Origin of the sequence: Streptodolium elevatio, from assembly GCF_040649515.1 — a bacterium.
Taxonomy (GTDB): Bacteria; Actinomycetota; Actinomycetes; order Streptomycetales; family Streptomycetaceae; genus Yinghuangia; species Yinghuangia elevatio.
Genome location: NZ_JBEZFP010000048.1, coordinates 1 through 20015 on the forward strand (window position 1 = coordinate 1; position 20015 = coordinate 20015).

Sequence of the window (20015 nt, forward strand, 5' to 3'; positions counted from 1 at the left end):
CCGCGCCGACGGTCGCGCCCGCGGACACCCCGACGACGCCGGGTTCGGCCAGCGGATTGCCGAACACGCCCTGCACAGCTCGCTGTGGGCCGCGGCGGCTGGTGTCACAGGTACTGTCCGGTGTTGGCGACGGTGTCGATGGAGCGGCCGGTGTCGGCACCCTGCTTGCCGGTGACGAGCGTGCGGATGTAGACGATCCGCTCGCCCTTCTTGCCGGAGATCCGCGCCCAGTCGTCGGGGTTGGTGGTGTTGGGCAGGTCCTCGTTCTCCTTGAACTCGTCGACGCAGGCGGCGAGCAGGTGGGAGACGCGGATGCCCTTGTGGCCGAGTTCGAGGAAGTCCTTGATGGCCATCTTCTTGGCGCGGCCGACGATGTTCTCGATCATGGCGCCGGAGTTGAAGTCCTTGAAGTAGAGCGTCTCCTTGTCGCCGTTGGCGTACGTCACCTCGAGGAAGCGGTTCTCCTCGCTCTCGGTGTACATGCGCTCGACGGCACGCTGGATCATGTTGACGACGGTGGTGGCGCGGTCGTCGCCGTGTTCCTTCAGGTCGTCCTCGTGGAGCGGGAGGTTCGACGTCAGGTACTTGGCGAAGATGTCCTTTGCCGCCTCGGCGTCCGGACGTTCGATCTTGATCTTCACGTCCAGTCGGCCCGGGCGCAGGATGGCCGGGTCGATCATGTCCTCGCGGTTGGAGGCGCCGATGACGATGACGTTCTCCAGGCCCTCGACACCGTCGATCTCGGACAGCAGCTGCGGGACGATGGTGTTCTCCACGTCCGAGCTGACGCCCGACCCTCGGGTGCGGAAGAGCGAGTCCATCTCGTCGAAGAAGACGATGACGGGGGTTCCCTCGCTGGCCTTCTCGCGGGCCCGCTGGAAGACCAGGCGGATGTGCCGCTCGGTCTCGCCGACGTACTTGTTGAGGAGTTCGGGTCCCTTGATGTTGAGGAAGTAGCTCTTGCCGGTCTCGCCGCCCTTGGCCTCGGCCACCTTCTTGGCGAGCGAGTTGGCGACGGCCTTGGCGATGAGCGTCTTTCCGCATCCGGGCGGGCCGTACAGCAGGATGCCCTTGGGGGGTCGGAGTTCGTGCTCCTTGAACAGGTCCGGGTGGAGGTACGGCAGTTCGACCGCGTCGCGGATCATCTCGATCTGGTTGCGCAGACCGCCGATCTTTGTGTAGTCGATGTCCGGCACTTCTTCGAGGACAAGCTCCTCGACCTCGCTCTTGGGGACGCGTTCGTACACGTACCCGGAGCGCGGTTCGAGGAGCAGGGAGTCCCCTGCCCGGAGCGGGCCGTCGAGCAGCGGTTCGGCGAGGCGCACGACGCGTTCCTCGTCGGTGTGCCCGATCACCAGGGCCCGTTCGCCGTCTTCGAGAAGTTCTTTGAGCATCACGACATCGCCGATCCGCTCGAACTCCAGGGCGTCGACCACGTTGAGGGCTTCGTTGAGCATGACCTCCTGGCCACGCTGAAGTTCCTCGAGGTCGAGGTTGGGGCTGACGTTCACGCGGAGCTTTCGGCCTCCGGTGAAGATGTCGGCCGTGCCGTCATCGTTTGCGTTGAGGAAGACACCGAATCCGGAAGGTGGCTGCGCGAGCCTGTCCACCTCCTCCTTGAGGGCCACGATTTGATCGCGGGCCTCTCGGAGCGTCGCCACCAGCCGCTCGTTCTGCGTGGTCAGACCGGCGAGGCTGGTCTGGAGCTCGACAATGCGCTCCTCCAGCATCCTCGTCTGACGCGGCGAGTCGGCGAGCTTGCGACGCAGGACGGCGACTTCCTGCTCAAGAAAGGACACCTGGCTCATGAGGTCGTCCGTACCCCGAGCCGGCCTCCCGCCACGGTTCATGTCGTCGTCGTGGGCTGCCACGGTCCTCACCTCCTCCTGGGAGCTGCGACGTCTCCGACCCTACCTGTGGCAGGAGGGGTTGAAACCCCTTGATCAAAAGACGATGTGGGCGTGTCCGATCTTCACCCTTGCGATTGCCCCCACTGTTGTGAGGTGCAGATACCCACCGGACAACATCAAGAAGCCGTCGGGGGTAGGGTCTCTTGGTCGGTTCCTGCTACGAAACGGTGAAGTGCGAGGCCGGATGTCCACCGAGAATGAACCGCTTGAGGTGTGGATCGACCAGGATCTTTGCACCGGTGACGGAATCTGCGTGCAGTTCGCCCGTGAGGTGTTCGAGCTGGACATCGACGGGCTGGCCTACGTGAAGGGCGACGACGACGAGCTGCGGACGGACGCGGGCGCGGCGGTGCCGGTGCCGGCCCCGCTGGTGGTCGAAGTGATCGACGCCACACGCAAATGCCCAGGTGAATGCATCCATGTGCGTCGCGTGTCGGACGGCGTCGAGGTGTACGGGCCGGACGCCGCCTGATCGTTGGCGGGCGGTTGGCCCGCGGTTGGCGGCCGGTTGGACGGCGGCCTACGGCGCTCGGCGGACGCGTCGGCGCACAGCCGGGACGCCGTGCGGAGGTGCGGTCCGGCCCGCTCGGGCGGTCACGGGGTGAGGACCCGGGTCTCCTCCGTGTCAGGGCAGCAGCGGGGTACTTCTTCCGTGGACCAGCCCTGCAACGTGGCGTGAATTTTGCCGTCACGGATGGCGAATTCCTTCACGACGCGGTCCTCGCCGGCCGCGAGCAGCGTCCCGAGGAGTGCCGGAGGGCCGCCGTCGGGGGCGAGCGCGTACGTGTAGAGCCCGTCGGGCGCGGTGCCGGATCCGGCGGCGCAGCGGACCTGGACGATGTACGTGCGGGCGTCCTCGGTGAGGGGGCGGGCGTCCCGGACGTCGTAGGGGGCGCCGGGGCAGTCCTGCGGGTAGGCCACGGTGTTCCAGTCGACGGCTGCGCCGCGGGCGGCGTCGCGTCCGGTCTGGGGCTGCCCGGCCCGGGGTTCGCCCGCTGCGGGTTCGGTGGCGGGTGCGAGGGGCGCGGGCTCGGTTCCGGGCCGTTCCGTTCCGGTCTCGGCGGCTGCGGGAGCCGTTGCGGCCTCGTCCGGTTCCAGGGTCTGCGGGGGCCTGGTGCGGTCGGCGGGTTCGATGACCGGGGGTTCGCGGTGCCCGTCGGCGGGTCCGGTGATGCCGGGGCGTCCTCCGTCGAAGCTGGCGGCGGCCCAGATCGCGACACCGCTGATGCCGGTGAAGAACAGGATCACGACGGCGAGTGCGAGCACGACGGAGTTCTTCACGTCGGGCTTTTGCACGCGCGGTGCGGGTGCGGCGCCGCGTACGAGGTCGGCGCTGCCAGGCGGCCCGGTGGGGACGGGGGCGCCCGCGGTTTTCGCGAGGGTGGGTTCGGAGGGTTCCGGGCCGGTGTGCGCGACCCCTGACACGGTGTGTTCATCCGCCACGGACGGCAACGTTAGTGGGCTGGTGGTGTGCCGTGAAGAGGCGTGGGGAAGAGAGCGGGGGCGGTTCCGCCGGGTTGGGCGGAACCGCCCCCTTCGTGGCGGGCGAGGAGGCCCGGGGACGGGCCTTCTCGGGTGAGGCGGGGTCAGACCTCGGGGGCCTCGTAGTCCTCGCCGTAGGAGCCCTTGGAGGGGCGTCGGCGGCGCATCGGGGCCTCGACCCCGTCGGCCATGCGGCGGGCGGTGACGAGGAAGCCGGTGTGGCCGATCATGCGGTGGTCGGGGCGTACGGCGAGGCCCTCGACGTGCCAGGTGCGCACCATCGACTCCCACGACTGGGGTTCGGTGAAGCAGCGCATGGCGCGCATGGTCTCGACGGTGCGGGCGAGTTGCGTCGTGGTGGCGACGTAGCAGCAGACCAGTCCGCCGGGGACGAGGGCCTTGTGCACGGCCTCCAGGCATTCCCACGGGGCGAGCATGTCGAGGATGACGCGGTCGACGTCGGTCTCGGCCAGGTTGTCCTGGAGGTCGCCGACGGTGAGGCGCCACGCGGGGTGGGGTCCGCCGAAGTAGCGCTCGACGTTCTTCTTGGCGATGTCGGCGAAGTCCTGGCGGCGTTCGTACGACGAAAGCTGCCCTTGGTCGCCGATGGCGCGCAGGAGGAAGGTGCTGAGCGCGCCGGAGCCGACGCCTGCCTCGACGACGCGGGCGCCGGCGAAGATGTCGGCCATGGCGATGATCTGGCCCGCGTCCTTCGGGTAGATCACCGCGGCTCCGCGGGGCATGGACAGGACGAAGTCGGGGAGCAGAGGCCGCAGCGCCAGGTAGTCGAAGTTCCCCGTGGACCGCACGACGGTGCCCTCGGGGGCGCCGATGAGTGCGTCGTGGGGGAACGATCCCTTGTGGGTGTGGAACGCCTTGCCCGCTTCGAGCGTGAAGGTGTGGTGGCGGCCCTTGGGGTCGGTCAGCTGCACTTGGTCCCCGACCTGGAAGGGCCCGCGACGGCGGGCGGCACCGGTCGGTTCGGACATGGGGATCAGCGTACCGGTCACGGGAGGCCGCTCCCGCCAGGGGATCTCCTGCTCGGTCACGCACCGCATAACATCGACAACGTGAGTGTTTCTGGCGGGCCGCAGGGCCAAAGCGGGCAGCGGGACGGGGCGGAGGCCCCGGGTGGCGGTGCCGCGCGTGGCGGAGGCCTGTTGATGGGCCGGCCCTTCGGCGTGCCGGTGTATGTGTCTTCGTCGTGGTTCGTGATCGCGATGGTGATCACGTTGCTGTTCGCGCCGACGTTCGAGCGGCTGTTCCCACAGTTGGACTCGTGGAAGTACGCGATCTCGTTCCTGTTCGCGGTGCTGCTGTACATCTCGGTGCTGGTGCACGAACTGGCCCACGCGGTCACGGCGCTGCGCTTCGGGCTGCCGGTGCACCGGATCACGATCCAGTTCCTGGGCGGGGTTTCGGAGATCGACAAGCCGCAGACGGCGGGCCGCGAGTTCGCGGTGGCGGCGGCGGGGCCGGCGTTGTCGTTGGTGCTGGCGGGCGGCTTCTGGGGCATCGGCCTTGCGCTGGACGTGGATTCGCTCACCGGGCGGATGGTGGCGCTGCTGGCGGTGTCGAACCTGATGGTGGCGGTGTTCAACCTGCTGCCGGGGTTGCCGTTGGACGGCGGGCGGATGCTGCGTGCGGGCGTGTGGGGGGCCACGAAGCGGCCGATGGCCGGGACGGTCGCCGCGTCGTGGGCGGGCCGGGTGCTGTCCGTGGTGGTGCTGTTCGCGGCGGTGTGGTGGTCGCGGGAGGACTCGACGTGGATTCAGGTCTACACGGTGGTGTGCGGCGGGTTGATCGCCGGCTTCATGTGGACCGGGGCCATGCAGTCGTTGCGGGCCGAGCAGCTGCGCGAGCGGCTGCCGGGGCTGCAGGCGCGGGGGCTGACCCGGCGGGCGATTCCGGTGGCGGCGGACCTGCCGTTGGCGGAGGCGCTGCGGCGGGCCGGTGAGGCGGGTGCGCAGGCGCTGGTGGTGGTGGACGGCAACGGCGGTCCGATCGCGCTGGTGCGTGAGTCGCGGGTGACGGACACGCCGGTGCAGCGTCGGCCGTGGGTGGCCGTCGGGCCTTTGGCGCGGGACCTGTTGCCGGGTATGCGCGTGCCGGCGGATCTGGCGGGCGAGGACCTGTTGGCGGCGCTGCGGGCGACGCCGGCGAGCGAGTATCTGGTGGTGGAGGCGGACGGCAGCGTGTATGGCGTGCTGTCGCGCTCTGATGTGGAGCATGCCTTCATGCGGCTGTTGTCCCGGTCGCCGGCGAAGGCCTGAAATAGCCGGTGCGACGGGCGGGTTGACCGTCCGCCGACACACGACGCACCGACGCACGGACGGCGGTCCGCCGGTCCCGTCCGGGGTCAGCGCGGGATGACGGTGACGGTGTAGGTCGTGCCCGGACGGCCGTTCGCGGAGACCTCGACCGTCTGGCCGTGGGCGTGCCAACTCGCCTTGTGGCCTTCGATCTTGACGCGGTAGCCGTTCGGGTAGACGTCGCGGGGGACGGTGATCTCGGTGGGGCCGCGGGTGTCGGCGCGGGTGGTGTACGTGATCCGGTACGTGCGGGTGGCGGGGTCGTACGCGTATTGCGTGGGGTTCCCGGCGACGGCGCTCGCGTACGGCTGCACCAGCAGGTCGTGGTTCGGTTTCAGGCCGCCGTCGGCGGTGAGGGTGCAGTAGCCGCCGCCGCGGCACCATTGCCAGTTGGTCCAGCCGGTGGCGAAGCGGTCCATGGCGGCGGTCATGCGGGTGAAGAAGGTGCGCATGTTCGGGAGTGTGGGGTCGGGTGGTCCCCACTCCCCCACGATGACGGGCATGCGGTGCCGGGTCGGGTAGTCGCTGATGGCGGCTTCGTACGCCTGGATGAAGGTCCCGTCGGGGTCGTAGTCGGCGCCGCCTTCCATCGCGGTGTCGTAGAAGTGCGGGGCGTACGCGGCGCGCGGGTCGTCGACGGTGCCGAGGGCGGTGGGCACGCCGAGGCCGACGATGACGGTGGGCTCGACGAAGACCCAGGACCGCCGGTCGACGAGGCGGACGGCGTCGGCGAGGCGGTTCCACAGGTCGGTGAGCTGGGTGGATTCGAAGCGGGCCGCCGCGGTGGGGAGGTCTTCGCCGTCGCGGAACTTCGCGAAGGGCTCGTTCATGAGGTCGTAGCCGAGGAGGGCCGGGTGGCGGCCGAGGGTGGCGGCGACGGTGGTCCACATGCGGGCGTGGGCTTTGCGGAGGTCGTCGTCGGTGTAGAGGTGGTCGAAGGCGGCCTGGACGGACGGTTGGAAGTACTCGGAGAACCAGTCGTCGGGGTTGGGGGCGTAGGGCAGCCCGTCGTCCCGGGTGGTCCAGGCGGGTGCGCCGCGGTGGCCGCCGAAGTGCGGGCCGTAGACGTCCTGGTGGGCGTCGAGCATGACTTTGACGCCGTAGCGGTCGGCCCAGTCCATGATGCGGCGCATCTTGCCGAGGTACGCCCGGTCGTAGCGGCCGGGAGCGGGTTCGAGGTCGTCCCAGAAGAACACCAGGCGCGCGAGGTTGAAGCCGCGCCGGGACATGTCGCGCAGGTCGCGTTCCTGGATGTCGGCGAAGGCGTCGGGGCCGCGGTGGCCCTTGTCGGCGAGGTTGAAGCCGCGCCACTGGGTGGCGCGTCCGCGGTCGTCGGCGATGTACGTGCGGTCCCCGACGGTGACGCGGTCTGGGGTACGCGCGCCGCCGGGATGGTTCCCCGGGTGGGCGGCGGCGGGTGCGGCGGGGAGGATGCCGACGAGGAGCGCGGTGACGGCGGCGGTCAGGGCGTACCGGAGGGAGGTGGGGCGCATGCACGGACCCTTCGACGCGACGGCTGGGGCGGCGGTGCGCGAGCGGGTCGGATGTTACTGGCGGTAGCGGCAACTTCCCAGACGCGGCGGGGTGTTGCGGCGGCGTACGCGTGTTCGTTCGAACAGGTGGCCTTCACCGTTGAGGGGTGGTCCGGGCGGCGGGATGGGTGGTTGTCCCCCGGTGGCCGTACGCTGCTGGCCATGAGTACGACCGGAACCGACTCCCCCACTGCCGGCCCCGCGCCCGATTCGCGTGCGGTGTCGTTGTCGCCGTCCCGCGCGAGCGACTTCAAGCAGTGCCCGTTGCTGTACCGGTTCCGGGTGATCGACAAGCTGCCGGAGAAGCCGAGCGCCGCCGCGACGCGCGGCACGGTCGTGCACGCGGTGCTGGAGCGGTTGTTCGACATTCCGAAGGGCGAGCGCACACCGGAGGCGGCGTTGCGGCTGCTGCGTCCGGCGTGGGACGAACTGCTCGTCAAACGCCCGGAGTTGGCCGAGCTGTTCGACGACGGCGCGGGGGCGGTGAAGGTCGAGGAGCTGGCCGACTGGCTGGCGGGCGCGGAGAAGCTCGTCCAGCGCTACTTCACGCTGGAGGATCCGAACGCGCTGGAGCCGGCGCGGCGCGAGCTGTACGTCGAGGCGCCGCTGGAGGGCGTCGACGGCGGTCTGACGCTGCGCGGCTACGTGGACCGGCTCGACGTGGCGCCGAACGGCGACCTTCGGGTGGTCGACTACAAGACGGGCAAGGCGCCGTCGCAGCAGTTCGAGCGCAAGTCGCTGTTCCAGATGAAGTTCTACGCGCTGGTGCTGTGGCGTCAGCACGGCCGCATGCCGCGCCGCCTCCAACTGGTCTACCTGGGCAGCGGCGACGTCATCTGGTACGACCCGGAGGAGTCGGACCTGCTGGCCGTGGAGCGCGAGCTCCGGGCGCTGTGGGAGGCGATCCGCGAGGCGACGCGCACCGGGGACTGGCGGCCGAAGCGCACGCATCTGTGCGGCTGGTGCGACCACCAGGCGGTGTGCCCGGAGTTCGGCGGCACTCCCCCGGTGTACCCGCTGCCGATCATCCCCGCACAGCAGCAGGAGTCGGAGCAGTGACGCCGCGCGGGTACGCCCGCTTCTGACGGCGGCGCCCCCCACAGCCCCTACAGCCGGCCGCGGCCGCCACGCAGCCGCGACGCAGGGCACCGGACGCGGCACCACCGGAGGGGGCCCGACCGGCCCCCACCGGCCCCGGCGCGCGGGCCTACAGCGCCCCGGGACGGACGAGCCCGCTCTCGTACGCGTACACGGCCGCCTGGACCCGGTCGCGCAGCCCGAGCTTGGTGAGCACGTGGCCGACGTGTGTCTTGACCGTGGTCTCGCTGACGAACAGTTCCGCGGCGATCTCCGCGTTGGACATGCCGCGGGCGACGAGGCGCAGCACCTCGACCTCGCGCTCGGTGAGCATGGCGAGGGTGTCGGGGGTGGGGTCCTCCGCGGCGGGCAGCCGGGCCGCGTACATGTCGAGCAGGCGGCGCGTGATGCTGGGCGCGAGCAGCGCGTCGCCGTCGGCGATGACGCGGATGGCCGCGATGAGGTCGTCGGCGGGCACGTCCTTGAGGAGGAACCCGCTGGCTCCGGCGCGCAGCGCTTCGACGACGTACTCGTCGAGGTCGAAGGTGGTCAGCACGAGGACGCGCGCTGTGCCGGCCGCGGGCGGGCCGCCCGCCTGGCCCGTGCCGGCGATGCGGCGGGTGGCCTCGACGCCGTCCATGCGCGGCATGCGGATGTCCATGAGGACGACGTCGGGCTGGAGGGTGCGGACGAGTTCGACCGCCTGGAGCCCGTCGGCCGCCTCGCCGACCACGGCGATGTCCGGCTCGGCCTCGAGGATCATGCGGAACCCGGTGCGCAGCAGCGGCTGGTCGTCGACGAGGATCACACGGATCGTCATGCTGGGTTCTGCTCCAGTCGGTCGGGTCGGTCGGTCCGGTCCGTGCGGTCGCCACGGTCGGGGCGTTCGGGTCGGTCGGCGCGTTCGCCGGTCCCGGCGGTGGGACGGTCGCCGGGGGCCAGCGGGATGCGGGCGAGGACCTCGAAGCCGCCGCCGGCGCGGGGTCCGGCGTACAGGCGTCCACCGTAGAGGGCGACGCGTTCGCGCATGCCGAGCAGGCCGTGCCCGGTGCGCTCGCTGTCGCGCGAGTCCAGGCTCGCGGCGGCGCCGCGGCCGTCGTCGGCGACGCGGACGAGGATCTCCTCAGGGCGGTAGCGCAGCAGCACGCGCGAGCCGGCCGGTCCGGCGTGCTTGAGGGTGTTGGTCAGGGCTTCCTGGATGATGCGGTACGCGGCGAGGTCGATGCCGGGCGGCAGTTCGGTCGGGACGCCTTCGATGGACAGCTCGACCGACACGCCCGCCTCGCGGACCTGCTGCACCAGCACCTCGAGTGCGTCCAGGCCGGGCTGCGGCGCGTTGTGGCCCTCGTTGAGCTGGACGGTGCCGCCGACCTCCTCGTCGTTGCCGCGCAGGATGCCGACGAGGCGGCGCATCTCGACGAGGGCGGCGCGGCCGGTCTGCTCGACCGCCGCCATGGCCTCGCGGGCGCGGTCGGGGTTGCGGGCGATGGTGCGCTGCGCGGCGGAGGCCTGCACGGTCATGACGGACACGTGGTGCGCGACGACGTCGTGGAGTTCGCGGGCGATGCGGCCGCGTTCCTCGGCGAGGGCGGCGCGGGTGTCGGCTTCGCGGGTGTGCAGGAGGCGGTCGGCGCGGGCCTCGAGCTCCGCGGTGTACGCGCGGCGGAACCCGACGCTACGGGCGAACGCCCAGACGGCGAACAGCGCGGCGAGGTTGGCGAGCACGTCGACGAAGCCGATGTTGCGGCGCCCGATGGCGAGCCAGATCATCGTGGTGCCCTCGGCGAAGAACAGCGCGAAGGCGGCGGGGATGCGGGGCCGGCTGACGGCGGCGCTGTACATCGCGACGAGTTGGCCGAGGCTGGCCCCCGCCGCGCCGTAGTGGTTGCCGGCGAGGATCAGGAACGGGACCGTGACGGCGATCAGGACGCGCAGCGAGTGGTTGGAGCGCCACAGGAGCGGCAGCACGCACAGGACGGCGAGGATGACGCCGAACGCGTCGGGGTCGCGGCGCGCGTCGTTGCCGAGGTCGTCCATGAACAGACCGCCGACGGCGAGGATGCCGAGGATCACGACGAGGAGGACGTCGAGGGGGGCGGGCCGGCGCAGCAGGGGGCGTTCCCCCTGGCGCAGCTCGTCGATCCAGCCGACGGCGTGGTCGCGGAGCCGGTCCGTGCGCGTCGCGGGGACGGCGGGCGGATCGGCCGGGGCGGGCGTGCCGGTGCGCGCGTCGTCGTGGGCGGGTGTCACAGGTCCACCGTAGAGGCTGTGACCAGGAGATTTCGCCCTCCGGGGGAGGTCTCGTCCGCACGGAGGACGTGGCTGGGACGGTTGTGCGACCTGCGGAGGAGCGGCGGCCTGCTCGGTGCGGAGCAGGGCGCCCGCGGACGGGGGCGGCGCGGTCGCGGCACTCCGCCGAGGACCGCGCCGACCACCCCGGTCGGGTGTCTCGGCTTCCGGCCTGGCCGGGGGTGCCGACGCGCACGGTGAACTCCGCGGTACGGATGGCTCCTTCCGCCCTGGATTTCTGTCCTGAATTTCCGTCCTGCCGGATTGGTGCCAGGTGAGGTCGAGGGATTTCCCTGACGACGGTCTACCCGCGTTGCCGACAGACTGACGGTGCACAGGGGATCCGCCGCGGCGGGAGACCTGGCACCACGGACGGCGGTTCTCCGTCGTCCACACGTCGCACAGGGTCCACGGGGGATCTTGTGCGGCGCCCGGCCGCGGGGGCGGGCGGGAGAGCACGGGGAACGGGGGCCGCGCCTCACGGGGAGCGGCGGAGCACACGGGTCCGGTCGTCGGCGATGGGGAGATCGCCGAGGACCGGGTCCGACGGCCCGTAACGGGGAGGCGGTCGCGGGGGCGGCAGCCGGAGGAACGGGCTCGGGGGACGTCAGCGGGGGTACGGCACGGGGAGCGGAACGGACGGGTCCAAGGGCCCGTCCGTTTCCGTGTGCTCCCGGCGCCCGGCGCCCGGCGGATGCGGTCTCAAGTCGCGGCCGGAGCCGGCGGGCTCGGCGGTTGCCTCAGCGCAGTGCGCGCCGGCGTACGAGCCCGTCGAGCAGGGCCAGGTCGATGCCTTCCAGGGACGGCAGCACGGTGCGGTGTGGTCCGGCCGGGATGTCGGTCATGCTCGGCACCGCGATGACGACGCAGCCCGCGGCCTCGCCGGAGGCGACCCCGGTAGGCGAGTCCTCGAGGACGACGCACTGCGCGGGGTCGGCGCCCAGGGCCGCGGCCGCGACCAGGTACGGGTCGGGGTTCGGCTTGGGCCGCTCGACCTCGTCGCCCGCGACGGTGACGCTGAAGTGGTGCGCGCCGAGTGAGGGCAGGACCGCGTCGACGATGTCCCGGTAGGACGCGGTGACCAGGGCGAGCGGTACACCGGCCGCGTCGAGCTCGGCGAGCAGGCGCTTGGCGCCGGGGCGCAGGTCGACGCCGCTGCGCAGGATCTCGACCATCCGCGCGTTGATGCGGCGCTCGAGTTCCTCGGGGGCCACGTCGACGCCGGAGATGCCGATGAGGTACGCGACGGCGGGGTCCATGGGGCTGCCGAGCAGCCGCTCGGCGTGCTCGGGTCCGAGGTGGAATCCGAGGTCGGCCATGACCGAGACCTCGGTGGCGAACCAGCTGCGCTCGGTGTCGACCAGGGTGCCGTCCATGTCGCACAGCACCGCCTGGAGGTCCGAACCGGGGTACACCCGGGCTTCGAGAGCCGTCATGGCCACCTGCCTCTCCTGTCGGCCCGGCGGTTCCCGGCCGGGCGGCGCGTCGTCGCTCCCCCTCCTTCACTCGGCTCACTCGCTGGTGATGGGCCCTCGATTGTCCGTGACCGGCGGGTTGGAGGCAAGCGCATAGCTACGCGCGTCACGGAGTGTTGGCGGAGTGTTGTCGCCCGGTTTCCCGGAGCGTGTCTACCGGGGGCGGTACCGCGACAGCGTGACCTCCGCGGTGACGGCGAGCGGATCGGGCAGGGCCGCGATGCGGGTGCGCAGCTCGGCCGGGTCGGTGTGCCAGGCGGAGGGGCCCATGCCGACGACGGTGGCGATGTCGTCGTGGCCGAGGTCGAGGGTGAAGCCGACGCGGTGGGCGCGGTCGGGGGTGAAGTGCGGGGCCAGCGCGGCGTCGAGGCGGGTCTTCTTGTCGTCGTCGACGCGGAGCAGGCCGAGGGCCCCGACGAGTTCGGCGAGGTGGGCGGCGGTCGGGGTGACGACCGCGAGAGTGCCGCCGGGGTGCAGGATGCGCCGCAGTTCCGCGGGGTTGCGGGGGGCGAACACGTTCAGTACGAGGGCCGCCGCGGCGTCGCGTACCGGGAGCGGGCGCCACGCGTCGCAGACGAGCGCGCCCGCGCGCGGGTGGGCCTTGGCGGCGCGGCGCAGCGCGTACTTGGAGATGTCGAGGGCGAGTCCGACCCGGTCCGGGGCGGCGTCGAGGGTGTGGGCGAGGTAGTGGCCGGTCCCCGCGCCGACGTCGACGACGGCGCCTGACGGGGCTTCGGAGGCGGCGGCCTCGGCGGCGAGCGCTTCGGCGATCGGCTTGTAGTGGCCGGCCTGGAGGAACGCGTCGCGGGCGGCGACCATGTCGGCGGTGTCGGCGGTGCCGGTGCGGGCGTCGCCGGCCAGGAGGTTGGCGTACCCCTGGCGCGCGATGTCGAAGGTGTGGCGGCCTGCTGTGCAGCGCAGTACGCGGGCGTCCGAGGCCGCGGCGAGGTCGGCGCCGCAGTGCGGGCAGCGCAGCAGGGCGACGACGTCGTGGAGCACTGCTGCGGCCTTCCTGGGGTGCGTGCGGCCCGGGTCGGGCCCGGGTGCCGGGTCCTGGGGTCCTGGATCCCGGTCGATCCTGGCAGGTGCGGGCGGTACGCGCGAACGGCCGCCGCCCGGGCAGGGCTGCGGCCGTCCGCGTACCGTGCCGGCTTGTCCGGCCGGCTCGCTGTCGGGCTACCGGGCGTTGAAGTACTTCGCCTCGGGGTGGTGCAGCACGATCGCGTCGGTGGACTGCTCGGGGTGCAGCTGGAACTCCTCGGACAGGTCGACGCCGATGCGCGACGGGTCGAGCAGGCTCACGATCTTGGCGCGGTCCTCCAGGTCGGGGCAGGCCCCGTAGCCCAGCGAGAAGCGTGCGCCGCGGTACTCGAGCTTGAGCATGCCGTCGATGTCGCCGGGGTCCTCGCCGGAGAAGCCCAGTTCGGCGCGGACGCGCGCGTGCCAGTACTCGGCCAGTGCCTCGGCGAGTTGCACGGACAGGCCGTGCAGTTCGAGGTAGTCGCGGTATGCGTTGTCGGCGAAGAGCTTGCCGGTGGCCTCGGACAGGCGCCCGCCCATGGTGACGACCTGGAAGCCGACGACGTCGACATCGCCGGAGTCCTCGGGGCGGAAGTAGTCGGCTAGGCACAGGTGCCGGTCGCGGCGCTGGCGCGGGAAGGTGAAGCGGGTGCGCTCGGAGCCGTCCTCGTGCAGCACAATGAGGTCGTCGCCCTTGGACACGCACGGGAAGTAGCCGTAGACGACGGCCGCTTCGAGGAGGTTCTCGGTGACGAGCTTGTCGAGCCAGTAGCGCAGCCGGGGGCGGCCCTCGGTCTCGACGAGTTCCTCGTACGTCGGCCCGTTGCCGCCGCGGGTCGGCTTGAGGCCCCACTGCCCCATGAACGTGGCGCGTTCGTCGAGCCAGGAGGCGTAGTCGGCGAGCTGGATGCCCTTGACGACGCGGTCCCCCCAGAACGGCGGGGTGGGCACGGGGTTGGTGGTGGAGACGTCGGAGCGGGCCGGCATGTTCTCGGGCTCGGTCTCGACGAGCGAGCTCGCGGCGACCTTGCGGCGCTTGAGCGGCGGGAGGGCGGCGCCGGGCACGCCGCGCTTGACGCCCATGAGGGCGTCCATCAGGCGCAGACCCTCGAACGCGTCGCGGGCGTAGCGGACTTCGCCGGCGTAGATGTCGTAGAGGTCCTCTTCGACGTACGCGCGCGTCAGTGCGGCGCCGCCGAGGATCACCGGGTATCCGGTGGCCAGGCCGCGCTGGTTGAGCTCTTGGAGGTTCTCCTTCATGATCACCGTCGACTTGACCAGGAGCCCGGACATGCCGATGACGTCGGCGCGGTGCTCCTCGGCGGCTTCGAGGATCGCGGAGACCGGCTGCTTGATGCCGATGTTGACGACGTTGTAGCCGTTGTTGCTGAGGATGATGTCGACGAGGTTCTTGCCGATGTCGTGGACGTCGCCCTTGACGGTGGCGAGCACGATGGTGCCCTTGCCGTCGTCGTCGCTCTTCTCCATGTGCGGTTCGAGGTACGCGACGGCGGTCTTCATGACCTCGGCGGACTGCAGCACGAACGGCAGCTGCATCTGGCCGGAGCCGAACAGCTCGCCGACGACCTTCATGCCCTCCAGCAGCGTGTCGTTGATGATCTCCAGCGCGGGGCGGGAGGCCAGCGCCTCTTCGAGGTCGGCCTCCAGGCCCTGGCGTTCGCCGTCGATGATGCGGCGCTCGAGGCGCTCGCCCAGCGGCAGGGCGGCCAGTTCCTCGGCGCGGGACGCCTTGACCGACTTGGCGTCGACGCCCTCGAACAGCTCCATGAAGCGCGTGAGGGGGTCGTAGTCGGGGCGGCGCCGGTCGTACACCATGTCGAGGGCGACCTCGCGCTGCTCCTCCGGGATCCGGGCCATGGGCAGGATCTTGGAGGCGTGCACGATGGCGGAGTCGAGGCCGGCGTCGATGCACTCGTTGAGGAACACCGAGTTGAGGACCATGCGGGCCGCGGCGTTGAGGCCGAAGGAGACGTTGGACAGGCCGAGCGTGGTCTGCACCTGCGGGTGGAGCCGCTTGATCTCGCGGATGGCCTCGATGGTCTCGATGCCGTCGCGGCGGGTCTCCTCCTGGCCCGTGCCGATCGGGAAGGTGAGGGCGTCGACGATGATGTCGCCGACGTCGAAGCCGTAGTTGTCGCGCAGGTCGCAAATGAGGCGGTCGGCGACGCGCACCTTCCACTCGGCGGTGCGTGCCTGGCCCTCCTCGTCGATGGTGAGGGCGACGAGTGCGGCGCCGTGCTCCTTGGCGAGCGCGGCGATGCGGGCGAAGCGCGAGGTGGGGCCGTCGCCGTCCTCGTAGTTGACGGAGTTGACGACGGCCCGGCCGCCGAGGTGCTCCAGGCCGGCCTGGATGACGTCGGGCTCGGTGGAGTCGAGCACGATGGGCAGCGTGGTGGCGGTGGCGAGGCGGGACGCCAGTTCGCGCATGTCCCGGGCGCCGTCGCGGCCGACGTAGTCGATGTTGAGGTCGAGCATGTGGGCGCCGTCGCGGGACTGGTCGCGCGCGATCTCCAGGCACTTCTCCCAGTCCTCGGCGAGCATGGCCTCGCGGAACGCCTTGGAGCCGTTGGCGTTGGTGCGCTCGCCGATGGCGAGGTACGAGGTGTCCTGGCGGAACGGCACCGACTGGTAGAGGGACGCGGCGCTCGCCTCGTGGCGCGGGACGCGGGGGGCGATCTCGCGGCCGCGTACGCACTCGACGGTCTGCCGCAGGTGTTCGGGCGTGGTGCCGCAGCAGCCGCCGACCAGCGAGAGGCCGTACTCGCGGGTGAACACGTCGTGGGCGTCGGCCAGTTCCTCGGGGCTGAGGGGGTAGTGCGCGCCGTCCTTGGTCAGCACGGGCAGGCCCGCGTTGGGCATCGCGGAGATGCCGGTCTGCGCGTGCCGGGCGAGGTGCCGCAGGTGCTCGCTCATCTCGGCGGGGCCGGTGGCGCAGTTGAGGCCGATGAGGTCGACGCCGAGCGGTTCCAGGGCGGTGAGCGCGGCGCCGATCTCCGAGCCGAGCAGCATGGTGCCGGTGGTCTCGACGGTGACCTGGACGAAGACGGGCAGGTCCGTTCCGGCGGCCTGGTTGGCGCGGTGGGCGCCGATGATGGAGGCCTTGGTCTGCAGGAGGTCCTGGGTGGTCTCGACGAGGAGGGCGTGGGCGCCGCCCGCGATGAGGCCGGCGGCGTTGGCCTGGTAGGCGTCGCGGAGTACGGCGTACGTGGTGTGGCCGAGGCTGGGGAGCTTGGTGCCGGGGCCGATGGAGCCGAGGACCCAGCGGGGCCGGTCGGCCGTCGAGTAGCCGTCGGCGACCTCGCGGGCGAGGCGTGCGCCGGACTCGGAGAGTTCGAAGATGCGGTCGGCGATGTCGTACTCGGCGAGGTTGGCGAAGTTGGCGCCGAAGGTGTTGGTCTCGACGCAGTCGACGCCGACGGCGAAGTACTCCTCGTGGACCGCGCGGACGATGTCGGGGCGGGAGATGTTGAGGATCTCGTTGCAGCCCTCGTGGCCCTGGAAGTCGTCGAGCGTGGGGTCCTGCGCCTGCAACATCGTGCCCATGGCCCCGTCCGCGACGACGACGCGGGTGGCGAGTGCTTCACGGAGCTGCTGGGGGGTCGCGGATGCTGCGGTCATCAGGATTCTCCCTGGGTGCGACGGCTGTCGGCTTGGTGGCCCGTGGTGGGCCTGCGGCTCGAAAATCGGGCCGGGCGAACAGCCTAACGGCGCGGCGGGCGGTTGCCGCGTTGTGTCCCACCAGATGGGCGCACGGTCACACCGTGCGGGCGGTCCCGGACGCATTCCGGCTAAGCCGTAGGCTTGACGCGACGGACCTGGGTAAGAACGACCGTACGGATCGACGATTGGACCGGCACCGCGCCGGCGAGGAGGCACCGGACTTGATCGAGCTCGACGACATCCCCGAGCTGGTCGACCCCGTGATGGTGACCGCCTTCGAGGGGTGGAACGACGCGGGCGACGCCGCGTCCGGCGCCGTCGCGCACCTCGACCAGGTCTGGGGAGGCGAGGTCTTCGCGGCGTTGGACGCGGAGGACTACTACGACTTCCAGGTCAATCGGCCGACGGTGTGGATGGAGGGCGACCAGCGGCGCATCACGTGGCCGACGACGCGCCTGTCGGTGGTCCGGGTCCCCGAGCCGCGCCGCGACATCGTGCTGGTGCACGGCATCGAGCCGAACATGCGCTGGCGGTCGTTCTGCAACGAACTGCTGGGGTTCGCGCACGAGCTGGGCGTCGAGACGGTGGTGACGCTGGGCGCGCTGCTCGGCGACACGCCGCACACGCGTCCGGTGCCGGTGACCGGCACGACGTCGGACGCGGTGGTGGCGGCCGGGCTGGGCCTGGAGCAGACCCGGTACGAGGGCCCGACCGGCATCGTGGGCGTGCTCCAGGAGGCGTGTGCGCACGCGGGCATGCCGGCGCTGACGTTCTGGGCGGCGGTTCCACACTACGTGTCGCAGGCCCCCTCCCCCAAGGCGACGCTCGCGCTGCTGCGCAAGCTGGAGGACTTCCTCGACCTGTCCATCCCGATGGGCGACCTGACCGAGGACGCCCGCGCATGGCAGCTCGGAGTGGACCAGTTGGCGTCCGAGGACACCGAGGTGGCCGAGTACGTGCAGGCGCTGGAGGCGGCGCGGGACGCCGAGGACCTCCCGGAGGCCTCGGGTGAGGCGATCGCCCTGGAGTTCGAGCGGTATCTGCGCCGCAAGGGCGGCGAGCCGGGCCCGGGGCAGTAACCCGGAGTCCCGGCGGCGGATCGCGGCGGCCCGGATGGCGCCGGACCGGAAGAATGACCGTCGGCATTCTCGGGACCACCGACAGCAATGCGGGCCGACCACCGATTCCTCGGCGGTCGGCCCCTTTTGCTGGTATTGCTACCGGCTCTTGATGACCAGTGTGCCGCAGACCTTGTCGGCGAAAGTCTGCTTCTTCGTGTCCCAGAGCGGCCACAGGAACCCGAGAAAAAGCGTCAGGGCGTCGAGAATGTGCGCGAGGCCGCGGACGACCGCCATTCCGAATCCGGTGACCTGTCCGTCGCTCTCCCGGACCACCCGAATACCCATCTGCTTTTTGCCGATCGTGGCACCGGTGGTGCCCTGCAGATACATCTGGTAGATGAACCACCCGAATCCGACGAGGGTGCCGAGAACGCCCAGGGCGGCCTGGTCAGTCGTGCGGGACGCGATCTCGAAGGGCAGCGTGAACAGCAGGCTGATCAGCCCGTCGATGAAAGTCGCGCTGACGCGGGTGCCCCAGGGCGCATACCAGTTCGCGATGTCGGCCGGGGGCCCGTATCCGGGGGCGCCGGCCTGCCCGTATCCGGGATGGGATTGCGGGGCGGGGCCGGGAGGCGGGGAAAAAGACATGGGTGTTCTCCGTCGCATGGTCGTAGCCCCCGAGATTCACCCGGGGTCCTGCGGGAAGGAGAACATAGCGTCGCGCGTCGTTGAATGCGTAGCGGTTTTGCCCGGCAGTGCGAGAAATCCATTCGGTGGTCCGCACCCGGCACCGTTGAATTGTCCGCCTTCGGTGCCTTTCCCGGGATCTGTTCCCGCCGTGCGCCACCCCCGCTAACCGATTCCGGCGGCCTCGGCGAAGGCGCGGAGTTCGCGGTTCTTGTCCGGACCGACCGGCTGGTACGCGATCTCGGTGACCCCGTTGGCGGCCATTTCCTCGATCCGCTCCCGGACCTGGTCGCGCGTGCCGGTCAGGGTCAGCTGGGGCGCGAGCTCGCGCGACTGCTCCCAGATGAGCCGGTCGTGGCGGTTGAGGGCGACGAGGTGGCCGTCGTGCACGGACAGGTGGCGGGCGTCCTCGGGGGCGAGTTCGACCGACTCGCGCCAGACCTGGCCGCCGGGGAAGCCGTCCACGCCGGCCCCGGCGCGCTCGTAGACGGCGTGGTAGATGACGGCGACGGCGGGTCCGGCGGCCTCGCGCACGCGGTCGGACGTGGGGTGCTCGCCGTCCTCGAGGACGGTGCCGAACTGGAGGGTGGCCCGCCAGGCGAACGCGCCCGCCTTCTGGACCGATCCGACGGAGAAGACGCCGTCGGCGAGGCGTTCGGCGGCGGCAAGTCCCTTGGGGCCTTCGGCGCCGAGGAGGATGGGCACGTCGGACAGCGGGCGCGGCGCGCCGTACCCGGGCAGTTGCAGCATGCGCAGCGTCTTGCCCTCCCACAGGATTTCGTCGCCGCGCAGCAGCGCGCGCAGGGCCGCGACGTAGGGTTCGACCTGCGACCAGGGCATGGGCCGCTGGCCGAGCATCATGCGTCCGGTGAACCCGGCACCCAGGGTGACCGCGACACGCCCGGGCGCGAGTTCGGCGAGATGGGCGATGGCGGCGGCGTTGGCCATCGGATGGCGCAGGCTGGGGACCAGGACCGCGGGGCCGAGCCCGATGGTGCTGGTGCGTTCGGCGGCGAGGGCGAGGGTCATCCAGACGTCGCCGTACAGGACGGGCGAGTCGTAGCACCAGGCCCGTGTGTAGCCCAGGCGTTCGGCCTCGGCGATGAGGGCGGGGGCTTCGGCCGACGGGGGCAGGGCGCACGAGATCTCCATGGCCGGGACCCTAGTGATCCGCGCGGGGAAAGAGAACAGGTTCTTGTTGTGACGGTTCCCGTCGCGGCACGCGGGCAACGAACGCGACGGATGGGGGCCGCGGGGCCACCGGTGCGGCGGCCACCCGGACGGCGTACGCCCGGCGCGTCGCGAACCGCTTCGACGTTCGCGACATCTTGCTCGTCAGCGGGCGTCTCGGCGCTTTCCGGGCTGTGACGCAGGGCACGTATCCAGGTAGTGCGAGGCGCCCGTCGATATGGTCGTCGCGGCCCCTGCGGCGATCACATTCAGGGCTGGTCACCCCGTCAGGGACCCGGTCGGCGCGGGCTCCGGCACG

At 71.3% G+C, this 20015-nt stretch carries 14 protein-coding genes and 2 pseudogenes; 4 read left to right on the forward strand and 12 right to left on the reverse strand.

What is annotated here, in order from left to right:
* Together AB0C36_RS19485 and arc are read right to left on the reverse strand one after the other, a co-directional pair.
* Nucleotides 1–76: pseudogene (locus AB0C36_RS19485) on the reverse strand (iron chelate uptake ABC transporter family permease subunit); the annotation flags it as partial.
* A 28-nt stretch (nt 77–104) separates the two neighbouring features.
* On the reverse strand, nt 105–1871 hold the full coding sequence (gene arc, locus AB0C36_RS19490) for a proteasome ATPase (protein ID WP_358355630.1): 1767 nt from the start codon (nt 1869–1871) through the stop codon (nt 105–107).
* 223 nt (nt 1872–2094) lie between these two features.
* On the opposite strand from arc, the gene AB0C36_RS19495 reads away from it, so the two are divergent.
* Nucleotides 2095–2382, forward strand: coding sequence for a ferredoxin (locus tag AB0C36_RS19495; RefSeq protein WP_358355706.1), 288 nt, complete (start codon nt 2095–2097; stop codon nt 2380–2382).
* A 122-nt stretch (nt 2383–2504) separates the two neighbouring features.
* Here AB0C36_RS19495 and AB0C36_RS19500 read toward each other — a convergent pair whose 3' ends face one another.
* Both AB0C36_RS19500 and AB0C36_RS19505 read right to left on the reverse strand, forming a co-directional pair.
* Nucleotides 2505–3353 carry a hypothetical protein gene (locus AB0C36_RS19500; RefSeq protein WP_358355632.1) on the reverse strand — a complete coding sequence of 283 codons (849 nt, stop codon included), beginning with the start codon at nt 3351–3353 and terminating at the stop codon, nt 2505–2507.
* A 143-nt stretch (nt 3354–3496) separates the two neighbouring features.
* Nucleotides 3497–4381, reverse strand: a complete 885-nt coding sequence (locus tag AB0C36_RS19505; protein WP_358355633.1) for a tRNA (adenine-N1)-methyltransferase — start codon at nt 4379–4381, stop codon at nt 3497–3499.
* Nucleotides 4382–4453: 72 nt separating this feature from the next.
* Between AB0C36_RS19505 and AB0C36_RS19510 the strand changes: the two genes are divergently transcribed.
* Nucleotides 4454–5665: a site-2 protease family protein gene (locus tag AB0C36_RS19510; RefSeq protein WP_435839074.1), complete on the forward strand. Its 1212-nt coding sequence runs from the start codon at nt 4454–4456 to the stop codon at nt 5663–5665.
* 86 nt (nt 5666–5751) lie between these two features.
* Here the strand turns inward: AB0C36_RS19510 and AB0C36_RS19515 are convergent, their stop codons facing one another.
* On the reverse strand, nt 5752–7197 hold the full coding sequence (locus tag AB0C36_RS19515) for a cellulase family glycosylhydrolase (RefSeq protein WP_358355637.1): 1446 nt from the start codon (nt 7195–7197) through the stop codon (nt 5752–5754).
* Nucleotides 7198–7398: 201 nt separating this feature from the next.
* Between AB0C36_RS19515 and AB0C36_RS19520 the strand changes: the two genes are divergently transcribed.
* Entirely contained in the window at nt 7399–8295 is an 897-nt protein-coding gene (locus tag AB0C36_RS19520) for a RecB family exonuclease (RefSeq protein ID WP_358355639.1), read from the forward strand.
* A 148-nt stretch (nt 8296–8443) separates the two neighbouring features.
* On the opposite strand, the gene AB0C36_RS19525 is transcribed toward AB0C36_RS19520, so the two are convergent.
* The 5 genes from AB0C36_RS19525 to metH form a co-directional block, all read right to left on the reverse strand.
* Nucleotides 8444–9133: a response regulator gene (locus AB0C36_RS19525; RefSeq protein ID WP_358355641.1), complete on the reverse strand. Its 690-nt coding sequence runs from the start codon at nt 9131–9133 to the stop codon at nt 8444–8446.
* Entirely contained in the window at nt 9130–10563 is a 1434-nt protein-coding gene (locus AB0C36_RS19530; RefSeq protein WP_358355642.1) for a sensor histidine kinase, read from the reverse strand. Before AB0C36_RS19530 ends, AB0C36_RS19525 begins: the two co-directional genes overlap by 4 nt.
* A 779-nt stretch (nt 10564–11342) precedes the next feature.
* Nucleotides 11343–12038: an HAD family hydrolase gene (locus AB0C36_RS19535; RefSeq protein ID WP_358355644.1), complete on the reverse strand. Its 696-nt coding sequence runs from the start codon at nt 12036–12038 to the stop codon at nt 11343–11345.
* 192 nt (nt 12039–12230) lie between these two features.
* Complete coding sequence (locus tag AB0C36_RS19540; RefSeq protein ID WP_358355645.1) at nt 12231–13076, reverse strand: methyltransferase domain-containing protein; 846 nt, start codon at nt 13074–13076, stop codon at nt 12231–12233.
* A gap of 177 nt (nt 13077–13253) precedes the next feature.
* Nucleotides 13254–16736 (reverse strand): methionine synthase, encoded by a 3483-nt coding sequence (gene metH / locus AB0C36_RS19545; RefSeq protein ID WP_358355647.1) that lies wholly within the window; start codon nt 16734–16736, stop codon nt 13254–13256.
* A gap of 263 nt (nt 16737–16999) precedes the next feature.
* On the opposite strand from metH, the pseudogene AB0C36_RS19550 reads away from it, so the two are divergent.
* A pseudogene (locus tag AB0C36_RS19550) lies at nt 17000–17851 on the forward strand (PAC2 family protein); the annotation flags it as partial.
* 144 nt (nt 17852–17995) lie between these two features.
* Here the strand turns inward: AB0C36_RS19550 and AB0C36_RS19555 are convergent.
* Together AB0C36_RS19555 and AB0C36_RS19560 are read right to left on the reverse strand one after the other, a co-directional pair.
* On the reverse strand, nt 17996–18487 hold the full coding sequence (locus AB0C36_RS19555; RefSeq protein WP_358355649.1) for an RDD family protein: 492 nt from the start codon (nt 18485–18487) through the stop codon (nt 17996–17998).
* 204 nt (nt 18488–18691) lie between these two features.
* On the reverse strand, nt 18692–19678 hold the full coding sequence (locus AB0C36_RS19560) for an LLM class flavin-dependent oxidoreductase (protein ID WP_358355651.1): 987 nt from the start codon (nt 19676–19678) through the stop codon (nt 18692–18694).
* Nucleotides 19679–20015 lie beyond the last annotated feature (337 nt).